We start from the raw sequence: 17,001 nt of genomic DNA on the forward strand, positions 1-17,001 counted from the left end.
TTATCACTCCACCGCGACCCAGTGATCTGTGGCTACCGCCGAAAATCGCTGCTCCGGCGCAACGAAATCCGCTGCCTTGATCGGGTCAGGCCGTTCCAGCTCCTTGAGCAGGCTCTTAAAATCCCTTCGCCGGCCCACTTCGGGCACCGGCACTGCCGCCAGCAAACGTCGGGTGTAGGGGTGTTGCGGGTTGTGCAGCACCTGGTCACGCGCACCGATTTCAACGATGCGGCCGCCGTACATCACCGCCACGCGGTGGCAGATGCGTTCGACCACGGCCATGTCGTGGGAGATGAACAGGTAGCTCAATCCATGCTCGGCGCGCAGCCGTTCCAGCAACTCCAGCACTTGCGCCTGAACCGACACGTCCAGCGCCGAGACCGATTCGTCCGCGATGATGACTTTGGGGTTCAGCGCCAACGCCCGGGCGATGCAGATTCGCTGGCGTTGCCCGCCGGAAAACTGATGGGGATAGCGTTCCAGGGTGTCCCGTGGCAGGTCGACCTGTTGCAGCAATTGCGCGACACGCTCGCGCCGCTGGGGCTCGGGCATCTTGTCGTGAATCAGCAACGGCTCGCCCACCAGATCGAACACGGTCTTGCGCGGATTCAATGCCGCGTACGGGTCCTGGAAGACCATCTGCACGTCGCGGCGCACCCGCTGCAGCGCGTCGCCCTGCAAACCATTGAGTTCCTGCCCCAGCAGTTTGACGCTGCCCTGATAGCTGAGCATGTTCATCAAGGCTTTGCCGGTGGTGGATTTGCCGCAGCCGCTTTCGCCCACCAGCCCCAGGGTTTCGCCCTGACGCAGCTCGAAACTCACGCCCTCGACGGCATGCACCGTGCGCGGCGCTTCGAACCAGCCGTGGCGCAGAGGAAAGCGCACGCTGAGGTCCTTGACCGCGAGCACCACTGGCTGTTCGGTCATTACATCAGGCGGCGGCGCACTGCCCAGCACCGGCACGGCGGCCAGCAGTTTGCGGGTATACGGCGCCTGCGCATCAGTGAAGACCTGATGCAGGGAGCCGCGCTCTTCCATGCGGCCCTGATTCATCACCACCACTTCATCGGCCATTTCCGCGACCACGCCCATGTCGTGGGTGATCAGCAACAGGCTGGTCGCGAACTGCTGCTGCAACTCGCGCATCAGCTCAAGGATCTGCGCCTGAATGGTCACGTCCAGCGCAGTGGTCGGCTCGTCGGCGATGAGGATCTCCGGCTGGCAGAGCATCGCCATGGCAATCATCACCCGTTGGCGCATGCCGCCGGACAGTTCATGGGGGTACTGGGTCAGGCGTTTGTCGACCTGGGGCATGCGCACGGCGTCGAGCATGGCCCGGCAGCGCTGCCGAATCTCGCTGCGATTCAGTGCTTCATGCCGGCGCAGGGTTTCCGCCAGTTGCTGGCCAACGGTCAGCAGCGGATTCAGCGATGTCATCGGCTCCTGAAAAATCATACCGATGCGCTTGCCGCGCAGGCGTTGCAGCTCGCGCTCCGGCAGGCTCAGCAGGTCGCGGTCGTCGAAGAGAATGGCGCCGCTGGGGACGCTGGCCGCCTTGGGCAACAGCCCCATGATCGCCAGAGACGACAGCGATTTGCCGCTGCCGGATTCACCAGCGATGCACAGGGTACGGCGCGGGTAAAGCGCGAAGCTCAGCTCCTCGACCACCCGACGCCGTGAGGCACCGCCGCCGACGTCGATGCTCAGCCGCTCCACCGAGAGACTCGCCTGATCGTCTGGTTTCACTGGAACACCACTTTCGGGAAGTAAAACGACACCACCCAGTTGGGCAAGTCGACGATTTCGCTGATGCGCAAATCCCCGCACACCGAGCACAGCATGTAGGCCTGTTCCGCCGGCATGCGGTGCTCGCGGCACAGCCAGTCGATGGTATTGGCGACGGCCTGCCGCGCGGCCTGCATCAGGTCCGGGCCGATGCCGGTGAAGGCTTCGTAGCCGGCGCTATCCAGGTGCCCCGTCACTGGGCCGGGGGTGCTGAAACGCGGCGTTGTCAGCGGCGTTTGCTTGATCAGATCGAGCGTGACCACCACGTCCATGGCGCTCTCGATGGCGGTGCCGCAGACCTCGCCATCCCCTTGGGCCGCGTGGGTATCACCGATGGAAAACAGCGCGCCGGCCACTTCCACCGGCAGGTACAAGACGCTGCCGGCCGCGAGGTCGCGGATGTCCAGATTGCCGCCGACCCGACGGGGCGGCACGATGGAATGCAGGCCTGCTTCGGCCGGCGCCACGCCCACGGTGCCGGCGAACGGCTTGAGCGGCACTTTGGCGAAATCACCGAAGGCGGCGGGGGCGAGGGTTTGCGTGTCGTAATGCCACAGGGCCAGGGCGGGCGCCTGAAACTGGTCGGCGAGCAGGCCGAAGCCGGGGATGTTGGCGGTCCAGCCGAAGCCGCCGGGCTTGAAGCTGTCCAGGGTGATCTTCAGGATGTCGCCAGGCTCTGCGCCTTCCACGTAGATCGGCCCGGTGACCGGGTTGATCTGGTCAAAGGGCATCACGCTGACGTCGGCCACTTGCGATTGCGCAGTGAAATAGCCGTTGGACGAATCCCGGCAGTTCATCTGCAGGGTGGTGCCGGGCGCCACGCGCTCGACCGGGGTAAAGCTGCGGTCCCAGCCGAAGTGGCTGTTGACGCTGTGAATGGTCTTGACCAGGCAGTTCTGGCACATGGGTGCGGTCCTCGTTGCAAACAGGCTATCGGGGAGGGAAAGCAGTGGCCTGTGCCCCAGACTTTGCCGGGAACAGGCCAGCGCAAAATCACTTCACCCAGATGTAGTCATAGTTGACCGGCACGTGGACCGGGTCGACGTAAAGCGCGTCGTCGCCGCCCATGCGCTTGGAGCGCACGGTGAAGCGCTGCTCGTTGAAAATCGGCACCCACGGCGCGTCGGCCATGGCGTCGGTGAAGATCTTCTTCCAGGCTTCGGTGCGCTCGGCCTGCTGTTCCGGGCGGGCCATGGCGTCGGCTTTGGCGGCGCGTTCGTCCAGCGCCTTGTTGCAGTACAACGACCAGTTCCAGCCACCTTCGACCGCGCCGGTGCAACCGAGAATCGGGCCGTAGAAGTTTGACGGATCCGGGAAGTCGGCGATCCAGGCCATGCCGCCGGACCACACCATCGGCGCCTGATCCTTGGAGCTGCCGGCGGCAATCACGTTGGCCTGGGCCAGGGATTTGATCTGCACGCGGATGCCGACCTTGGCCAGGTCTTGCTGGATCGACTGAGCAATGCGCGGCTGCGGGTCGGTGTTCATCACGTACAGCTCGGTGTCGAAACCCTTGGCGAGACCGGCGTCGGCCAGCAGCTTTTTCGCGCCTTCGACGTCGTAGGGCAGGCCTTTGTACTGGGTGTCATAACCGGGCATCGCCGGTGGCAACGGCTGGTTCGCCGGGACCGCGCGACCATTGATGATGCGCACGATGCGTTCCTTGCTGATGGCCATGTTGATGGCCTGGCGCACCTTGAGATTATCGAACGGCGGCAGGGTGGTTTTCAGCGTCACGTAGCCGGTCTGCAGCTGATTCCCGGTGACCAGCAATTGTTTGGAGGCCGGGTCGTTCTTGAACTGCAGAAACTGCGCAGGCGGCACGCCGTCGCCGGCAATGTCCACTTCGCCCTTGTTCAGGCGCAGCAGCGCGACCGTCGGGTCCTGGCCGATTTCAAAGGTAATCTTGTCGACGTAGGGCAGGCCCTTCTGGAAGTAGTTCGGGTTCTTCACCAGTTCGAGCTTCTGCCCCAGTTTCCACTCGGCCAGGCTGAACGCGCCGCTGCCGACCGGATGCTTGCCGAAGTCGGCGCCCCATTGCTCCACCGCTTCCTTGGGCACCACCGAGGCAAAGTTGATCGCCATGATGTGCAGGAAGGTCGCGTTCGGTGCGCTGAGCGTAATGGTCAGGTGCTGGTCGTCGACCACCTTGATGCCGCTGAGGGTCGTGCTTTTGCCGCCGGTCACGTCTTCGTAGCCGACAATGGAGCTGAAGAAACCGGCGCCCGGACTCTGGGTCTTCGGGTTGACGGTACGCTCCAGGGAGTACTTGACGTCATTGGCGACCAGTTCACGGCCGTTCTGGAATTTCACGCCCTTGATCAAAGTGAAGCTGTACACCAGCCCGTCCGGGGAAATGCTGTAGTCCTCGGCCAGGCTTTTCACCAGCTCGGTGGTGCCGGGCTTGTAGTCCATCAGACGGCCGAACAGGCTTTTGATCATCGACCAGTTCTGCCAGTCGTAGCCGATCGCCGGGTCCAGGGTCGCCACATCGTTCTGGTAGGTCACCACCACATCGCCGCCGCTTTTCGGCGTGTCGGCCCACAGTGGCGTGGTAAACAGCGTGGCCGCCACGGCCAGGGTCAGCGCGTTGATCTTCATTGTTGTGCCCCGTTGTGTTGATGAATTCAGTGCTGCTTGATGTCGATGCGCGGGTCCACCAGCGGGATTACCAGATCCGCCAGCAGGTTGCCCAGCACGATGGCCACCGCCGACAGTGTGGTGACGCCGACGATGACCGGAATGTCGACTTGCTGGATCGACTGCCAGGCGAGCTGCCCGATGCCCGGCCAGCCGAACACCGACTCGACCACCACCAGCCCGCCCATGAACACGCCGATGTCGATGCCGATCATCGGGATCACCGGGACGATCGCGTTGGGCAGCACGTGCACGAACACTATCCGCGCACGACTCAGGCCCTTGGCCCGTGCCGTGCGGATGAAATCCTGGTGCAACACTTCGATCATCGAAGAGCGAACCATGCGCGAGTACCAGCCACTGCCGAGCAGTCCGAGGGTCAGCGCCGGCAGCATCAGGTGGCTGGCGCCGCCATAGCCCCCCAGCGGGAACCAGCCCAGTTGCACGGCGAAGAAGTACAGAAACAGCATGGCGGCGATGAACTGCGGGGCCGACACACCGACGAAGGAGAACGCCATGAGCAATTTGTCAGCGAAGCTGTCGCGCTTGAGCGCCGCGAGCATGCCCAGGCTGATGCCGATCAACAGCTCGAAGCCGATGCCAGCGGCCATGAGTTCCAGGGACGGGCGCAGTCGCGCGCCGATCAGTTCGCTGACGGCCGTGCGCTGGATGTAGGAGCGTCCAAGGTCGCCGTGGAGCAGGTTGCCCACGTAACTCAGGTATTGCTGATAGAAGGGCAGGTCCAGCCCCAGTTGCGCCCGAATCGCCGCGACCACCTCAGGCGTGGCGCTGCGCCCGGCGATCTGCCGCGCGGGGTCGGCGGGCAGCAGGAACAGCAACAGGTAGGTGATGAAGGTCACGCCGAGCAGAATCAGCAGCGCGTAACCCACCCGGCGGCAAATGAACGGCAGCATCAGCGACGCCCCTTGAGGGTGGGGTCGAGTTCGTCGCGCAACGCGTCACCGACCAGGTTGAACGCCAGGGACAGCAGGATGATCGCTGCCCCCGGAATGAATACCAGCCACGGCGCCGAGGTGAAGTACGTTTGGCTTTCAAAAATGATGTTGCCCCAGCTCGGCGTCGGCGGTTGTACGCCCACGCCCAGGTACGACAAGGTGGCTTCCAGCAAAACGGTGGTGGAAATCCCCAGCGTCGCCCACACCAGAATGGTCGGCAGCAGATGGGGCAACAGGTGCGAGAACAGGATGCGCAGGGAGCTGGCGCCCAGGGTGCGCTCCACGGCGACGAAATCACGCGCACTGAGCGCCACGGTTTCGGCATAGATCACCCGGGCGATCTGCACCCAGTTGACCATCGCGATGACCATGGCAACGATCCACACGCTCGGCTGGAAAATCGCCGAGAGGGCAATCGCCAGCAGCAAAGCGGGGAAGGCCATCATCAGGTCGGTCAGGCGCATCAACACGCTGCCCAGCCAGCCGCGGACGAAACCGGCAGTCAGGCCCACCAGCGTGCCGATCAGCACCGCCAGCCCGTTGGCCAGCACACCGATGAACAGCGAGGTGCGCGCGCCGAAGATCAACCGCGACAGCAGGTCACGGCCAAGCAGGTCGGTGCCCATCCAGTACGGCGTCGACGGAGCCAGAGGTGCGCCTTCCAGGGTCAGGCCTTCGACGAATTGCTCATCGGGGTCGAAGGGGCTTATCCACGGGGCCAGCGCCGCGAGCAGCACCACGGTGACGATAAACACCAGCGAAACCGCCACGGCAGGTCGACGCAACAGGGCCTTGAGGGTGTTCATGCGCGGTCCTCGTCCCGCGCCGCGAGGAGGTCGACGCACAGTGTTTCGATCGGCCGGTTGAGCTGCATCGACAGACTGCGCAAACGCTCGTACGCCGTCGCCTCGTTGATGCGTTGGGTCACCATCAAGCGCGCCAGGGCCTGGGCCATGAGCGGACGCAGCGCCAGCCGCTGTTGCAGCTCGTTGAGTTGTTCGGCATCGGCGCGCTGACGGTCACGCAGTCCCACCGCCATCATCAGCGTGGTGTAGACCGAGCCCTGGCTGATGGGCTTGTTCAGCAACGCCGTGGCGCCGAGCTGCAGTGCGCGCTGGATCTGCGACAGGGTTTCGTGAGCCGTCAGCGCGACGATGGGAATGCTGGCCTCATTCAGCGCCTCAACGGCCAGCGGACTGGCGAAATGCTCGATTTCAAGGATCGCCGCGAAACAGCCCTGTGCGTTACACGGTCCGTCGTGATCGAGCACCTGCGAGTGAATCCCCAGGCGGTGCAGGCTCTTGCCCAGGTTGGCCTGACTGCGTTCATCGCAGTCGATCAGCAGCAGGTGTCCCTGGTCGAAAGCAGGAAAGGCGCGTGTGTTCATTTGACGATCCTCAAGCGCGGCGCCGGAGTGGCGTGTCGGTCCACCACGTCGGCGTGTACATCCGTAACAGTGAGATAGGGATCGGCGGCGATCGGGTGGGGCGCCGAGTGCACGACTTCGAAGCGTCCCCCGCGCAGTTCGGCAATATGACTGGCCAGCGCGCTGTGATGATTGCGCGCCGACAGGCTGACAGTGCCGAGGACGCAGGCGACAGGGTGTCGGTACAGGTGCTCGCAGATCGCTTTGGGCGACGCATCGTCGCTGGCGTGCAAAGCATCGGCGAACACCCTCAACGCCGTGTAAGCGCTGGTGTAGTAATGCGAACAGGTGCGCGGGCCATGGCGCTGCTGTCCCTGACAAAAAGCCGGGTTCAACGTTTCGAAAAACGGCCCGCAGGACAGCAGACGCAATGCTTGCAGCGGACCGACCCCGTCGAGCTCCGCTTCGGTCAGGTTGCAGCTGAGCACCGGCAGGCGCAGGCCCTGGCGCGCGCAGGCCCGATCCAGTTGCTGCAGAAACGCGTAGGAGGATTCGCCGACCAGGTTGTTGAGCACAAACGCTGGCGGGTCTTGAATGAGCCCCTCGATCAGCGTGTCGAAGCCGGTCGCGCCCAGGTGCCAGTACTTTTCCCCGAGCACTTCAGCGCCGTTGGCTTCCAGCACCTCCCGGGCGATACGGTTGCTTTCCCAGCCCCACACATAATTAGAGCCGAGCAAAAAAGCCCGCCGACCAAACTGGCCGAGGGCGTAGCGCAGCAGCGGGAGCAGCGTCTGGTTCGGGCATCCGCCGAGGTACAGCACGTTCTCGCTGCTTTCGTAGCCTTCGTAGGGGCTTGAATACCAGAGCAGCGCGCCGTGCTGGTCCAGATCCGGGATGATTTCCTTGCGGCTCGCCGACAGCGTGGTGCCGAAGATGTGTCTGACGCCCGCACCCAGCAGCTGCGCGACGCCACTGCTGTAGCGTGCCGGATCGCCTTGGGGGTCGACGCAAATGGCTTCCAGTTTCACGTTGCGCCGGGCGTCGGCGTTGATCTCGGCCAGCGCGTCCTGCAACCCGAGCAGGGCACTGCGGCCCATGCGCCGATAGGTGCCTTCGGTCGAGAGCAGGAAGCCAACGTGAACGGTGGGGCGCAGGTCGGGAGTCAAAAGGTTCGGCATGAACAGCATCCATAAAAAAAGCCCGATCAACCCGGTAGGGGTCGATCAGGCTTCGATACCTGGCGCATTCGAGGCGCGTATGTGGACGAGACTTAAGGACCTAAGTCCGGCTTGTCGTTTGCTTTAGGCATGAAATAAGCGTGCCAAGTGAATTCCCCCGGCGTAACGAGCCTCATCGTCGATTGCCTCGCCAGGAATGCTCCGCCGCGGGGCGCTCGCCTGCGATCAAGCCTCAAAGCGGAGCAGGGCGGGTAAGCTGACGCACTGCACCCGTTCGCTGAACAAATCCTCTACCATGAGCCGTCATTCATGATCGGAGCGGCTACCGCTCTGCTTGTAGAGGCTCGGTGAAATGAGAGACCTGCCACCCACCGCCACCTTGCGCGCTTTCGAAGTCGCCACCCGTCACGGGACTTTTACCTCCGCATCCGAGGAGCTGCACGTGACCCAAAGTGCGGTGAGTCACCAATTGAAAAATCTCGAAGATATCTGGGGCGTGCAGCTGTTTCAGCGCGGCAAGACGTTGAGACTGACGCCCGCCGGAGCGGCGCTGGCGCCGATTGTCAGGACGTTTTTCATGAACCTGGAGGCGACGCTTGCAGACCTTCGCGAAGAGAACGGCCGCGTCAGGCTCAAGGTCAGCACGACCTACTCCTTCGCGCTGAAATGGCTGTTGCCGCGCTTGCCCAATCTGGCCGAACGGCACCCGGAAATCCTCGTCTCCCTGGACGGTACGGACACCACGATCAACTTCGCCGGCGGCGAGGCGGACGTTGCGATCCGTCTGGGCGGCGGCAATTACCCCGCGCTGCATTCGGAATTCATGTTCAGAGAGCACATTTTTCCGGTGGCGAGCCCTGACCTGCTCAAGCGCTTCGGCGTACCCCGGAAACCGGCGGAGCTGTTGCGCTATCCGCTGCTGGCGCGGGACGGCTCCGACCTGGTGCCGAATTGGGAGGTGTGGTTTCAAAACATAGGCCTTGGCGTGACCTCGCTGAAGGAAAGCGTGCGTTTTCCCGACACCAACATGACCGTGGAAGCGGCTTTGCTGGGGCAGGGCATTGCCCTCGTTCGCAGCGGGCACGTGGAAAAAGAGCTGCGCGACGGCAGTTTGATCAGGTTGTTCGAGGTGCCGTTTCCCTCGCCGGTTGCCTATTTCTTCGTGTGCCCGAAGGGGGTGGAAACCCAGCCCCACGTGGCCAGTTTCCGCGACTGGCTGCTCGAAGAATCAACCGCAGCCGGAATTTCCTACGATTGACCCATGAGGATTTATTCATGATCGGATGAAAAGCCTTCGCTTTAATTTCGAATGAGCCACTGCCTAGAATCCGACATGCCTACTTACATCATCCTGTTGATCCTCTTCGCTGCCTTGCTGCACGCCAGCTGGAACGCCTTGTTGCGTGGCGGCACCGACAAGCTCTGGTCGATGACCATCATGTGCGTGGCGGTGGCCATCGTCAGCACGATCGGGGCTTTCTTCATGCCGGCACCGGCGCAGGAAAGCTGGTTCTACGCTGGCCTCTCGGCGCTCTTGCATGTGGGTTACAACCTGTTTCTGGTACGCACCTACCGCAGCGGCGACCTCGGCCAGACTTACCCGATCTCACGGGGCTCTTCACCGGTGCTGATTACCCTGTGCGCTTCGATCTTTGCGGGGGAGGTGGTGCAGACCGGCACGATGATCGGCATCGCGCTGGTCTCGGCAGGCATTATTTCCCTCGCGTTCAAGGGCCGAAAGCTGCACGTTGCCAACCTGCCGTATGCCTTGGGCACCGGGTGTTTCATCGCCGCCTATAGCGTGACGGACGGGATTGGCGGGCGCCTGTCCGGTGCGCCGATGGCCTACACCGCCTGGATGTGCGCGCTATGGGGGGTGTTGATGCCGATCACGTACGTTTGTCTGCGCGACGTTCGCAGTCTGTTGAGCGTCCGGCCTGGACTGGTGACGTCGTTAGGCGGGGGCGTGGTGTCGCTGCTGGCCTACGGCATCGTTATCTACGCCATGACCCTGGCCCCCATGGGGGCGGTGTCGGCCCTGCGCGAAACCAGTGTGCTGTTTGCGGCATTGCTCGGGTATCTATTTTTGGGCGAGTCGCTCACGGCGCGCAAGATCCTGTCGTGCGTGGTCATTGCGGCGGGCACGATCATCATCGGTTGAGCGGCGCAGGCTCATTCGCCCAGGCTGCTCACACCGGATCATTTGCGCAGCCTGGGTTTCACGGCCTTCAACCGCGCTATCGCCAGGTTGTGCAGGTATTGGCGAACGGCATCGTGGTGCTCTGTGCTGACGTGGTAGCTGTCCAGCAGACCCAGCAAATAGCCTTCGGCCATGGCGTGGTAGCGCGAGACGCTTTCTTTGGTGTCACTGGTTTTGAGCTTGGCGATCAGTTCGTCGATGCGCCCGCGGTGCTCGTTGGAAAACCAGTCCTGCTGGGGCGGTGATCCCGCGTCGTCGGTGGTCAAGTGCGGATCCATTCAGCCTCCAGGGGAGCACATTGGTTGCGGATAGTCACACGGTTGGACAGCGCCCGAAACGATACATCTTCCTCACTGAGTGCACGGATTCTTTAGTGGACTGGCTTCAACCGGGAAAGGGCCCGTCCGAACACCCCGGATTTGCGCCGTACCGCCCGACGTCTTCCCGGCTAAAGCCGGTCCTACATTCGGGTGCCGTCCTCTGAACCCAGTCACGGCCATAGTCATCGGAACACTGATCCGGATACAGCCGGTGTTGCTCCACTTTTTCAAGAATGGGTTGTTAATGAGAGCTGACGCGCAAAAAACTACGAACACATCCTGGTAATCGCCCGTGACGTGTTCACCGAGCAGGGCGCCGATGCGTCGATCAGGGGGGTCGCGCGCAAAGCTGACGTCGGGCTGGGCACGATGTAAGGCCCTTCCAGGGCGTGAAGGGTGGGCGCTACCGGATAAACAGTCTGCGCTCGGCGAATTCCATCACTGCGCCGGCGCGATCTGCTGCATCTTCTGCAGCAACGGAGCGTATTGCGCGTGGCGGACCGGGACGATTCCCGAGGCTTCCTGGGAATCAAGAAAGCCGCTCAAGCCCTGGTTATTCACCAGCATCGCGTCGCGGATCCTGGCCTTGATGTCGGCGCAGAGCGCACCACGGAAGACGAACGGGTCGTAGTAGATGGGCTCCGAGCGCCACAACACGCTCAGGGTTTCGCGGCTGATCACGCCTCTGTTGAGGTATTCATCCACCCGGACACTGGACACGAAGGCGGCCTCGACCTTGCGGTCCAGCACTGCGTCCAGCGACTTGTCGTGTGAGCCGGAGTACACCACCGAGCTGAAAAACTGCGGCAGGGGCATGCCGATCCGAGCGGAGAACTCCGCGTTGGGGATGATGCTGCCCGAGGTACTGGCGGGGTCCGTGAGCGCCACCCGCTTGCCGCGCAGACCTTCGGTTTGCCGGGCCACCTCCTGGCGGGCCACGAGCAAGGCCTGATAATGCTGGCCGGCAGGGGTGAAGAAGCCTTTGGCGATGGTGAGGCTGGCGAACGGTTCGATGCGCGGATCACGTTGATACGCCAGGATGTAGGAAGCCGGCCCGAGCCAGGCCAGGTCCACCCCGCCCGATACGATGGCATCGACCACGCTTTCGTAAGAAGAAGAGGGCACGATCTCCACCGGGATGCCTGTCGCCCGACGCAGGTGTTCTATCAGCGGTTGCTGCTCGCGCAGCAGCACCTCCATGCTTTTCTTCGGAATCACGGCGATGCGCAGGCTCTGCTGCGAACATTGGCCATACGCCGGCTCGATCAGCATCACGCTCGCCAGCAGAGCCGCCATAACTTTCACTGCACGCATGCTTCGCCTACCAGGTTCATGAAGGGTGGGTACTCTTGCAACTGTGCGACGCTGAGGGGCCGGCTGAAATGGTAGCCCTGGACGATGTCACAGCCGGCCAGCTTCAGGCACACGACTTGCTCCCGGGTTTCCACGCCCTCGGCCACCACTTCAAGCCCCAGACGCTTGGCCAGGATGATGGTGGAGGAGACGATCGGGTTGTCATCGGGGCTATTGGAGAGTGGGGCGATCAACGCGCGGTCGATCTTCAGCGTGTTCAACGGCAACAGTTGCAGGTGCGCGAAGCCTGCGTAGCCGCTGCCGAAATCATCGAGGCTGATGCGCACGCCCGCCAGGCGCAGGCGCTGGAGGTGCTCAACGGCCAGGCCTTCAGGGTCGAGCAGGCAGGTTTCGGTGATCTCCACCTCCAGAAACTGCGGGGCAATGCCCCGTATTGCCAGCTCCCGCAGGAACCTGTCGCTGTAGTCCGCCTGATGCAGCTGGATCGCAGAAACATTGACGGCGACCTTCAGCGCCCTACCCTCGGCGTGCCAGCGCATCAAGTCCTCGCAGCTCAGGCGCAACACTTCCCAGCCGAGGCCGACGATGAAACCGTTACGCTCAGCCATCGAAATGAAGCGGTCCGGATACAGCAGCCCGAACTCTGGATGCTGCCATCGCACCAGCGCTTCATAACCCTCGACCTGCAGGGTGTCGAGCCTGATCTGCGGCTGATAGTGCAGAACGAACTGGTGATGGCTCAATGCATGGCTGAAGGTCTGTTCCAGCATGAATTCCTCGACGTCGGCGACGTTCAGCGACGGGTCAAAGAAGCGGTACTGGCCGCGACCGGCGCGCTTGGCGGAGTACATCGCCGCGTCCGCGCCGCGAATGAGCTCTTCGACGTCCTGACCGTCCCGGGGGCAGATGCTGACGCCGACGCTGGGACTGGTCGTGACTTCATGGTCGTTGAGCGAGTACACCGCCGACAACTTGTCGACCAGCGCCCGCGCCCAGCCATCGATCTGTTCTTCACTGCGCTCGCCTGCCAGCAGGATGACGAACTCGTCACCGCCGAACCTCGCTGCTTCATCGCCGGGTTCAAGCATGCGGGAGATGCGCCCCGCGACAGCCTGCAGCAGCATGTCGCCGACCTTGTGCCCCAGCGAGTCGTTGATTGATTTGAAGCGGTCCATGTCGATGAACAGGATGGCCAGCAACCGCCGCCTGCCGCGCTGCCTGGCGAGTACTTGCGTGGTCAGCTCCATGAACTGGCGCCGGTTGTGCAGGCCACTCAGGTGATCCGTCGCAGCGGCATGGCTGCTGCGGCGATGTTCGTCCTCCAGTCGGCTGATCAGTTGCTGATTGATGAGCTGGGCGTCTTCAAGGGCGGTGAACGCTTCCTGACGCTTGCGCAGCACCCGCAAGGTCCAGAACAGGGCGCCCAGAATCAGCACGGTCATGGACAGGTTCAGCCAGAATTGCTGCCGCGAGGCGAGCAGGGAGGACGCAAGGATTTCGTCCTCCGCCTGGCTCACGACAACGCTGAAACCCCGCTGTGGCACGCGCAGGTACAGGCTTTGAAAAAGGCCGGCCGGGGAGTGTTGAGGCAGCATTCCCGCCACCGGGCCGTCACCCGGCAGCTCGGGCGTCATCGGTGCCCCGGAGAACACCACGCCGCTGCTGCTGATCCGCACGCGCTCTCGGCCGATGTTATCGATCAGCCGCATCATCCCGCTCTGGCCCAGATCGATGTGCTCGAACAGGGCCGCGAGGTAGCCGATGTCCAGTTGGATCAAGAGGACGTTATCCAGCCTGCCGGTGAACGGATCGGTAAGCGGCAAGAGGAATGGCAGACGCCAGCTGGGCCCAAGGGACGTTGTCTGTGGGCCGAGGGAAGAGGGTAGAAGCGCCTTGAAACCGTACCGGGCCGAGTGATCCTGCAACTGGGTGAGCCACAGGGAAGGTAATTGGGCGGGCTCATCGCTGTGGCTGGCAGAGATTAACTGGCCGTCGACGGCATACAGGCTCATGCGTTTGAAAACCGGGTCCTCGGCCAACATCCGCACCAGGCCTTGATGCTGCACGCCCAACGTCTGCATATCGCTGCGGGCGACCCCGCCGATGGCCTGGGCCCTGTCGACCAACTGACGCAGGTTTTCGGCAGCGATGGTGGCCAGATTCAAATGCTCGGCCGCCTTGGCTGCCAGCGCCTCCTCGCGAGATGAGGCTTTTTGCTGGTAATGCAGTCCCCACAGGAACAGCAAGGTCGCCGCGCAGAGAAGTACCAATAGCGATTGAATGAAACGGAGCGAGGACAACGATCGAGGGATCACTGGGTGCTTCCGGCAGAAGGTGGTGGCACTTTAATACCAGATTGTTGCCGTCCCGTGACGGTTTCTTCCTGCGCACTTATGGACGGTCATGGCAACGCAGGTTTCGCCGCTAGAATGCATAGGACAACCCTTTCGGACTTATCCCATGGCTTTCGACTGGCACAGCGATCCGCTTTCCCGAAACACCCCTGTGACTCAGGATTACCGCAACACCCAGAACGTGCGCCGCTTCATGACCGGGCAGTGCGGACCGGCCTTTAAATTCGACCGCGACTTCATGGCCTGGATACGCAACGACACCCGCAAAACCCTGGGCGATGTGGCTGATGAATGGCAGCGCCGGCATGCCCATAAAGCCTGATGACAGAGGGGAACGCATGTTCACGTTATTTGGGGCCGAGAGATCCGGCTCGGCCGCCATCGAGATGGCACTCACGCTGTGCGGCGCCGAATACCGCCTGGTGCCCGCCAGTTCGTGGGAAGCGGGCGCAGGGCAGGACGAGTTGAAACGCTTGAATCCGTTGATGCAGGTGCCGACCCTGATCATCCCCGGCGGTGGCGTGCTGACGGAGAGCGCGGCGATCCTCACCCATCTGGGCCTGGCATTTCCGCTGTCCGGCCTGTTGGCTCAAGACGTCCTTGAACGTGGCCAACAACTCCGTGCGCTGGCGTACATCACCACCAACTGCTATGCCTCCATCGGCCTGATCGACTACCCGGAACGGTGGCTGCCTGATGCCGATCCCGACCAACTGGATCGCTTGGTCGCAGGCGCCCGGCGCAAATTGCACAGTCAGTGGGAGGTATTCAGCGATGTGTTTGACAACCCGGTGGCCTGGCACCCACAGGCACCTGGCGCGGTCGAAATGCTTGCCAGCGTGGTCAGCCAGTGGAGCGGGGCACGGAATCATTTGCAGGGGGCTCGGCCCGGATTTCACTCGGCTTTAGAGACGGTTGACCGCCATCCCGTTGTCAGTGCGGTTCTGCATCGGCACGGCTGGTGACTGGGAAATAAGTCATCACCCCCACTGGCTGCGCAGTTTCGCCGGGCTCGTGCCCAAACGCAGCCGGAAGGCGGTCGCCATATGGGCCTGGGAGCTGAAGCCGCAGGCCGGGGCGATCTGTGCCAGTCTCGCGGTTGAGTCGCGCATCAGGGTCCGGGCCTTGGCCAGGCGCCTGTCGATCAGGTAACTGTGCGGACTTTTGCCCGTGGTGTTCTTGAAGGCCCGGATGAAATACCCCTCGGACAACCCCAGCATGTCCGCCATGGCGTGCACCCCCAGCGGCCCGTCGATGCCCGCGTCGATGAACTCATCCAGCCTGCGCATCCGGCTGCCGTTGATCGAGCCTTGCAGCGGCGTCTCGTGGGGGCTTCGGTCAGCGACCCGTTCAGCCAGCGCCAGCGCCCAACCCTCCCAGTCGTCCGCAGGCGAGGACTGCAGCAACGCGGCGCGCATCTTCATCGCCAGAGGGATCGCCTGTGCATCGATGCGGTTGTTAAAGGCTTGGTCGCCCGTCAGCGCAAGCTCGTCCGTGCGCAGCAGCCGCAGGTATTCACCGCCCGTGGGCGACTCCGACAACACGTCGCAACCGGCGGGCACGAACGCGAGGCCGTTGGGCAACGCATCGAAAGGCTGCACCCGATCGCTGCCGATGGCGTGCAGACCGCGCTGGCTTTCGAAGGCGAAACCGATCGCCGCCTGAGCCGCCACGTAACGGGTGGCGTAACCGGCGGCGGGGAGCAATTCAATCATCCACGGGCCTGCCTCGACACGGCGAACCGGTTCAGGCGGGAGCGGGCGAGGCGGGCGTGTTGTCGGGCTCATGGCATTGATACTAATGAAGTGCGCGGCAAAAAGTCAGGTCAGTTTTTTGAAAGCCGGCGCGGCGGGGCTGTGCGTAGACTGGGCCACATTTTCGAGGAGACGCCCATGCACGGACTGACACGCGAGGATATCGAACAGGCCGCTCGCCAGGTGTATGCGGTCATGCCGCCGACCGCTCAATATGCCTGGCCGTTACTGGCCGAGCGGCTGAACACCATGGTGTGGGTCAAACATGAAAACCACACGCCCACCGGCGCCTTCAAAGTGCGCGGCGGGATTACCTTCATGCACTGGCTCAAACGCACTTACCCGGCCGTCAAAGGCATCGTCACCGCGACGCGCGGCAATCATGGTCAGAGCCTGGCGCTGGCCGCCACGGCATTGGGCTTGAGTGCGTCGATCGTGGTGCCGGAAGGCAACTCGCCGGAAAAGAACAACGCCATGCGCGCCCTCGGCGGCACCGTGATCGAATGCGGCCGGGATTTCGACGAAGCCCGGGAAGAGGCTGCGCGGCTGGCGGACGTGCATGGGCACTATCTGGTCCCGCCTTTCCACATCGAGTTACTCAAGGGCGTGGCCACGTATGCGCTGGAGTTGTTCATGGCTGTGCCGGATCTGGACACGGTTTACGTGCCGATCGGCTGCGGGTCGGGGATTTGCGGCGTCATTGCGGCCCGCGACGCGTTGGGCCTGCAGACAAAGGTGGTCGGCGTGGTGTCCACCGAAGCAGCGGCTGCCAAGTGGTCGTTCGAAGAAGGCACCCTTTTGCAGACCCCGTCGGCGAACACCTTTGCCGACGGCCTTGCCGTGCGCCAGCCCATTCCTGCCGCCTTCGCGATCTATCGAGCAGGGGCGCAGCGCATCGTTGCTGCCAGCGAGGAAGAAATCGCCGAGGCCATGCGCGTCTATTACACCGACACCCACAACCTCGCGGAGGGTGCAGGCGCCGCTGCACTGGCGGCGCTCATTCAGGAACGCCAGGCCATGGCAGGAAAGAAGGTCGGGGTGATCCTGTCTGGCGGGAATGTGGACCGGTCGGTGTATGCGCGGGTGATAGGCTGAAACTGCAAGCTGCAAGCTGCAAGCTGCAAGCGGTTCAGC

Annotated in this window: 16 protein-coding genes; 5 read left to right on the forward strand and 11 right to left on the reverse strand. The window is 63.0% G+C overall.

Annotated elements, in window-relative coordinates:
- Positions 1-3: 3 nt before the first annotated feature.
- The 7 genes from AC0Z8Z_RS05830 to AC0Z8Z_RS05860 all read right to left on the reverse strand — a co-directional run bounded on the left by AC0Z8Z_RS05830 (position 4) and on the right by AC0Z8Z_RS05860 (position 7,925).
- A complete protein-coding gene (locus tag AC0Z8Z_RS05830) occupies positions 4-1,746 on the reverse strand; it encodes an ABC transporter ATP-binding protein (RefSeq protein ID WP_485618347.1) in 1,743 nt (580 codons plus the stop codon).
- Positions 1,743-2,690, reverse strand: coding sequence for an acetamidase/formamidase family protein (locus AC0Z8Z_RS05835; protein ID WP_485618348.1), 948 nt, complete (start codon positions 2,688-2,690; stop codon positions 1,743-1,745). Before AC0Z8Z_RS05835 ends, AC0Z8Z_RS05830 begins: the two co-directional genes overlap by 4 nt.
- A gap of 88 nt (positions 2,691-2,778) precedes the next feature.
- Positions 2,779-4,386 (reverse strand): ABC transporter substrate-binding protein, encoded by a 1,608-nt coding sequence (locus AC0Z8Z_RS05840; protein WP_485618349.1) that lies wholly within the window; start codon positions 4,384-4,386, stop codon positions 2,779-2,781.
- Between the two features lie 26 nt (positions 4,387-4,412).
- The gene (locus AC0Z8Z_RS05845; RefSeq protein WP_485618350.1) at positions 4,413-5,339 is read right to left on the reverse strand and encodes an ABC transporter permease; all 927 of its coding nucleotides are present in this window, start codon (positions 5,337-5,339) and stop codon (positions 4,413-4,415) included.
- Positions 5,339-6,187 carry an ABC transporter permease gene (locus tag AC0Z8Z_RS05850; protein WP_485618352.1) on the reverse strand — a complete coding sequence of 283 codons (849 nt, stop codon included), beginning with the start codon at positions 6,185-6,187 and terminating at the stop codon, positions 5,339-5,341. The genes AC0Z8Z_RS05845 and AC0Z8Z_RS05850 overlap by 1 nt, the downstream gene beginning before the upstream one ends.
- Entirely contained in the window at positions 6,184-6,768 is a 585-nt protein-coding gene (locus AC0Z8Z_RS05855; RefSeq protein WP_485618354.1) for an ANTAR domain-containing response regulator, read from the reverse strand. Before AC0Z8Z_RS05855 ends, AC0Z8Z_RS05850 begins: the two co-directional genes overlap by 4 nt.
- Complete coding sequence (locus tag AC0Z8Z_RS05860) at positions 6,765-7,925, reverse strand: transporter substrate-binding protein (protein WP_485618356.1); 1,161 nt, start codon at positions 7,923-7,925, stop codon at positions 6,765-6,767. The genes AC0Z8Z_RS05855 and AC0Z8Z_RS05860 overlap by 4 nt, the downstream gene beginning before the upstream one ends.
- Before the next feature lie 352 nt (positions 7,926-8,277).
- Between AC0Z8Z_RS05860 and gcvA the strand changes: the two genes are divergently transcribed.
- Together gcvA and AC0Z8Z_RS05870 are read left to right on the forward strand one after the other, a co-directional pair.
- Positions 8,278-9,183, forward strand: a complete 906-nt coding sequence (gene gcvA / locus AC0Z8Z_RS05865; RefSeq protein ID WP_485618358.1) for a transcriptional regulator GcvA — start codon at positions 8,278-8,280, stop codon at positions 9,181-9,183.
- A 75-nt stretch (positions 9,184-9,258) separates the two neighbouring features.
- Positions 9,259-10,086 carry an EamA family transporter gene (locus AC0Z8Z_RS05870; protein ID WP_485618359.1) on the forward strand — a complete coding sequence of 276 codons (828 nt, stop codon included), beginning with the start codon at positions 9,259-9,261 and terminating at the stop codon, positions 10,084-10,086.
- A 38-nt stretch (positions 10,087-10,124) separates the two neighbouring features.
- Here the strand turns inward: AC0Z8Z_RS05870 and AC0Z8Z_RS05875 are convergent, their stop codons facing one another.
- The 3 genes from AC0Z8Z_RS05875 to AC0Z8Z_RS05885 all read right to left on the reverse strand — a co-directional run bounded on the left by AC0Z8Z_RS05875 (position 10,125) and on the right by AC0Z8Z_RS05885 (position 14,074).
- Complete coding sequence (locus AC0Z8Z_RS05875; protein ID WP_485618360.1) at positions 10,125-10,403, reverse strand: hypothetical protein; 279 nt, start codon at positions 10,401-10,403, stop codon at positions 10,125-10,127.
- A gap of 480 nt (positions 10,404-10,883) precedes the next feature.
- Positions 10,884-11,759, reverse strand: a complete 876-nt coding sequence (locus AC0Z8Z_RS05880; protein WP_485618361.1) for a phosphate/phosphite/phosphonate ABC transporter substrate-binding protein — start codon at positions 11,757-11,759, stop codon at positions 10,884-10,886.
- The gene (locus AC0Z8Z_RS05885) at positions 11,747-14,074 is read right to left on the reverse strand and encodes a putative bifunctional diguanylate cyclase/phosphodiesterase (RefSeq protein ID WP_485618363.1); all 2,328 of its coding nucleotides are present in this window, start codon (positions 14,072-14,074) and stop codon (positions 11,747-11,749) included. The genes AC0Z8Z_RS05880 and AC0Z8Z_RS05885 overlap by 13 nt, the downstream gene beginning before the upstream one ends.
- 145 nt (positions 14,075-14,219) lie before the next feature.
- Here AC0Z8Z_RS05885 and AC0Z8Z_RS05890 point away from each other — a divergent pair, with 145 nt between their 5' ends.
- Positions 14,220-14,435 carry a DUF6434 domain-containing protein gene (locus tag AC0Z8Z_RS05890; RefSeq protein ID WP_122537105.1) on the forward strand — a complete coding sequence of 72 codons (216 nt, stop codon included), beginning with the start codon at positions 14,220-14,222 and terminating at the stop codon, positions 14,433-14,435.
- A 16-nt stretch (positions 14,436-14,451) separates the two neighbouring features.
- Positions 14,452-15,078 carry a glutathione S-transferase family protein gene (locus AC0Z8Z_RS05895; RefSeq protein WP_485618364.1) on the forward strand — a complete coding sequence of 209 codons (627 nt, stop codon included), beginning with the start codon at positions 14,452-14,454 and terminating at the stop codon, positions 15,076-15,078.
- A 15-nt stretch (positions 15,079-15,093) separates the two neighbouring features.
- On the opposite strand, the gene AC0Z8Z_RS05900 is transcribed toward AC0Z8Z_RS05895, so the two are convergent.
- A complete protein-coding gene (locus tag AC0Z8Z_RS05900) occupies positions 15,094-15,900 on the reverse strand; it encodes an AraC family transcriptional regulator (RefSeq protein ID WP_485618366.1) in 807 nt (268 codons plus the stop codon).
- Between the two features lie 105 nt (positions 15,901-16,005).
- Here AC0Z8Z_RS05900 and AC0Z8Z_RS05905 point away from each other — a divergent pair, with 105 nt between their 5' ends.
- Complete coding sequence (locus AC0Z8Z_RS05905; protein ID WP_485618367.1) at positions 16,006-16,962, forward strand: threonine dehydratase; 957 nt, start codon at positions 16,006-16,008, stop codon at positions 16,960-16,962.
- Positions 16,963-17,001: the final 39 nt, after the last annotated feature.

The organism is Pseudomonas sp. 1L-C-7-B-C1, from assembly GCF_057291635.1.

Excerpts from the sequence above, each read along its gene's own strand:
- AC0Z8Z_RS05840 (WP_485618349.1), bottom strand. The coding sequence starts at position 4,386 with ATGAAGATCAACGCGCTGACCCTGGCCGTGGCGGCCACGCTGTTTACC.
- AC0Z8Z_RS05875 (WP_485618360.1), bottom strand. The coding sequence starts at position 10,403 with ATGGATCCGCACTTGACCACCGACGACGCGGGATCACCGCCCCAGCAG.
- AC0Z8Z_RS05845 (WP_485618350.1), bottom strand. The coding sequence starts at position 5,339 with ATGCTGCCGTTCATTTGCCGCCGGGTGGGTTACGCGCTGCTGATTCTG.
- AC0Z8Z_RS05850 (WP_485618352.1), bottom strand. The coding sequence starts at position 6,187 with ATGAACACCCTCAAGGCCCTGTTGCGTCGACCTGCCGTGGCGGTTTCG.
- AC0Z8Z_RS05860 (WP_485618356.1), bottom strand. The coding sequence starts at position 7,925 with ATGCCGAACCTTTTGACTCCCGACCTGCGCCCCACCGTTCACGTTGGC.
- AC0Z8Z_RS05905 (WP_485618367.1), top strand. The coding sequence starts at position 16,006 with ATGCACGGACTGACACGCGAGGATATCGAACAGGCCGCTCGCCAGGTG.
- AC0Z8Z_RS05900 (WP_485618366.1), bottom strand. The coding sequence starts at position 15,900 with ATGAGCCCGACAACACGCCCGCCTCGCCCGCTCCCGCCTGAACCGGTT.
- AC0Z8Z_RS05895 (WP_485618364.1), top strand. The coding sequence starts at position 14,452 with ATGTTCACGTTATTTGGGGCCGAGAGATCCGGCTCGGCCGCCATCGAG.
- AC0Z8Z_RS05870 (WP_485618359.1), top strand. The coding sequence starts at position 9,259 with ATGCCTACTTACATCATCCTGTTGATCCTCTTCGCTGCCTTGCTGCAC.
- gcvA (WP_485618358.1), top strand. The coding sequence starts at position 8,278 with ATGAGAGACCTGCCACCCACCGCCACCTTGCGCGCTTTCGAAGTCGCC.
- AC0Z8Z_RS05890 (WP_122537105.1), top strand. The coding sequence starts at position 14,220 with ATGGCTTTCGACTGGCACAGCGATCCGCTTTCCCGAAACACCCCTGTG.
- AC0Z8Z_RS05835 (WP_485618348.1), bottom strand. The coding sequence starts at position 2,690 with ATGTGCCAGAACTGCCTGGTCAAGACCATTCACAGCGTCAACAGCCAC.
- AC0Z8Z_RS05855 (WP_485618354.1), bottom strand. The coding sequence starts at position 6,768 with ATGAACACACGCGCCTTTCCTGCTTTCGACCAGGGACACCTGCTGCTG.
- AC0Z8Z_RS05880 (WP_485618361.1), bottom strand. The coding sequence starts at position 11,759 with ATGCGTGCAGTGAAAGTTATGGCGGCTCTGCTGGCGAGCGTGATGCTG.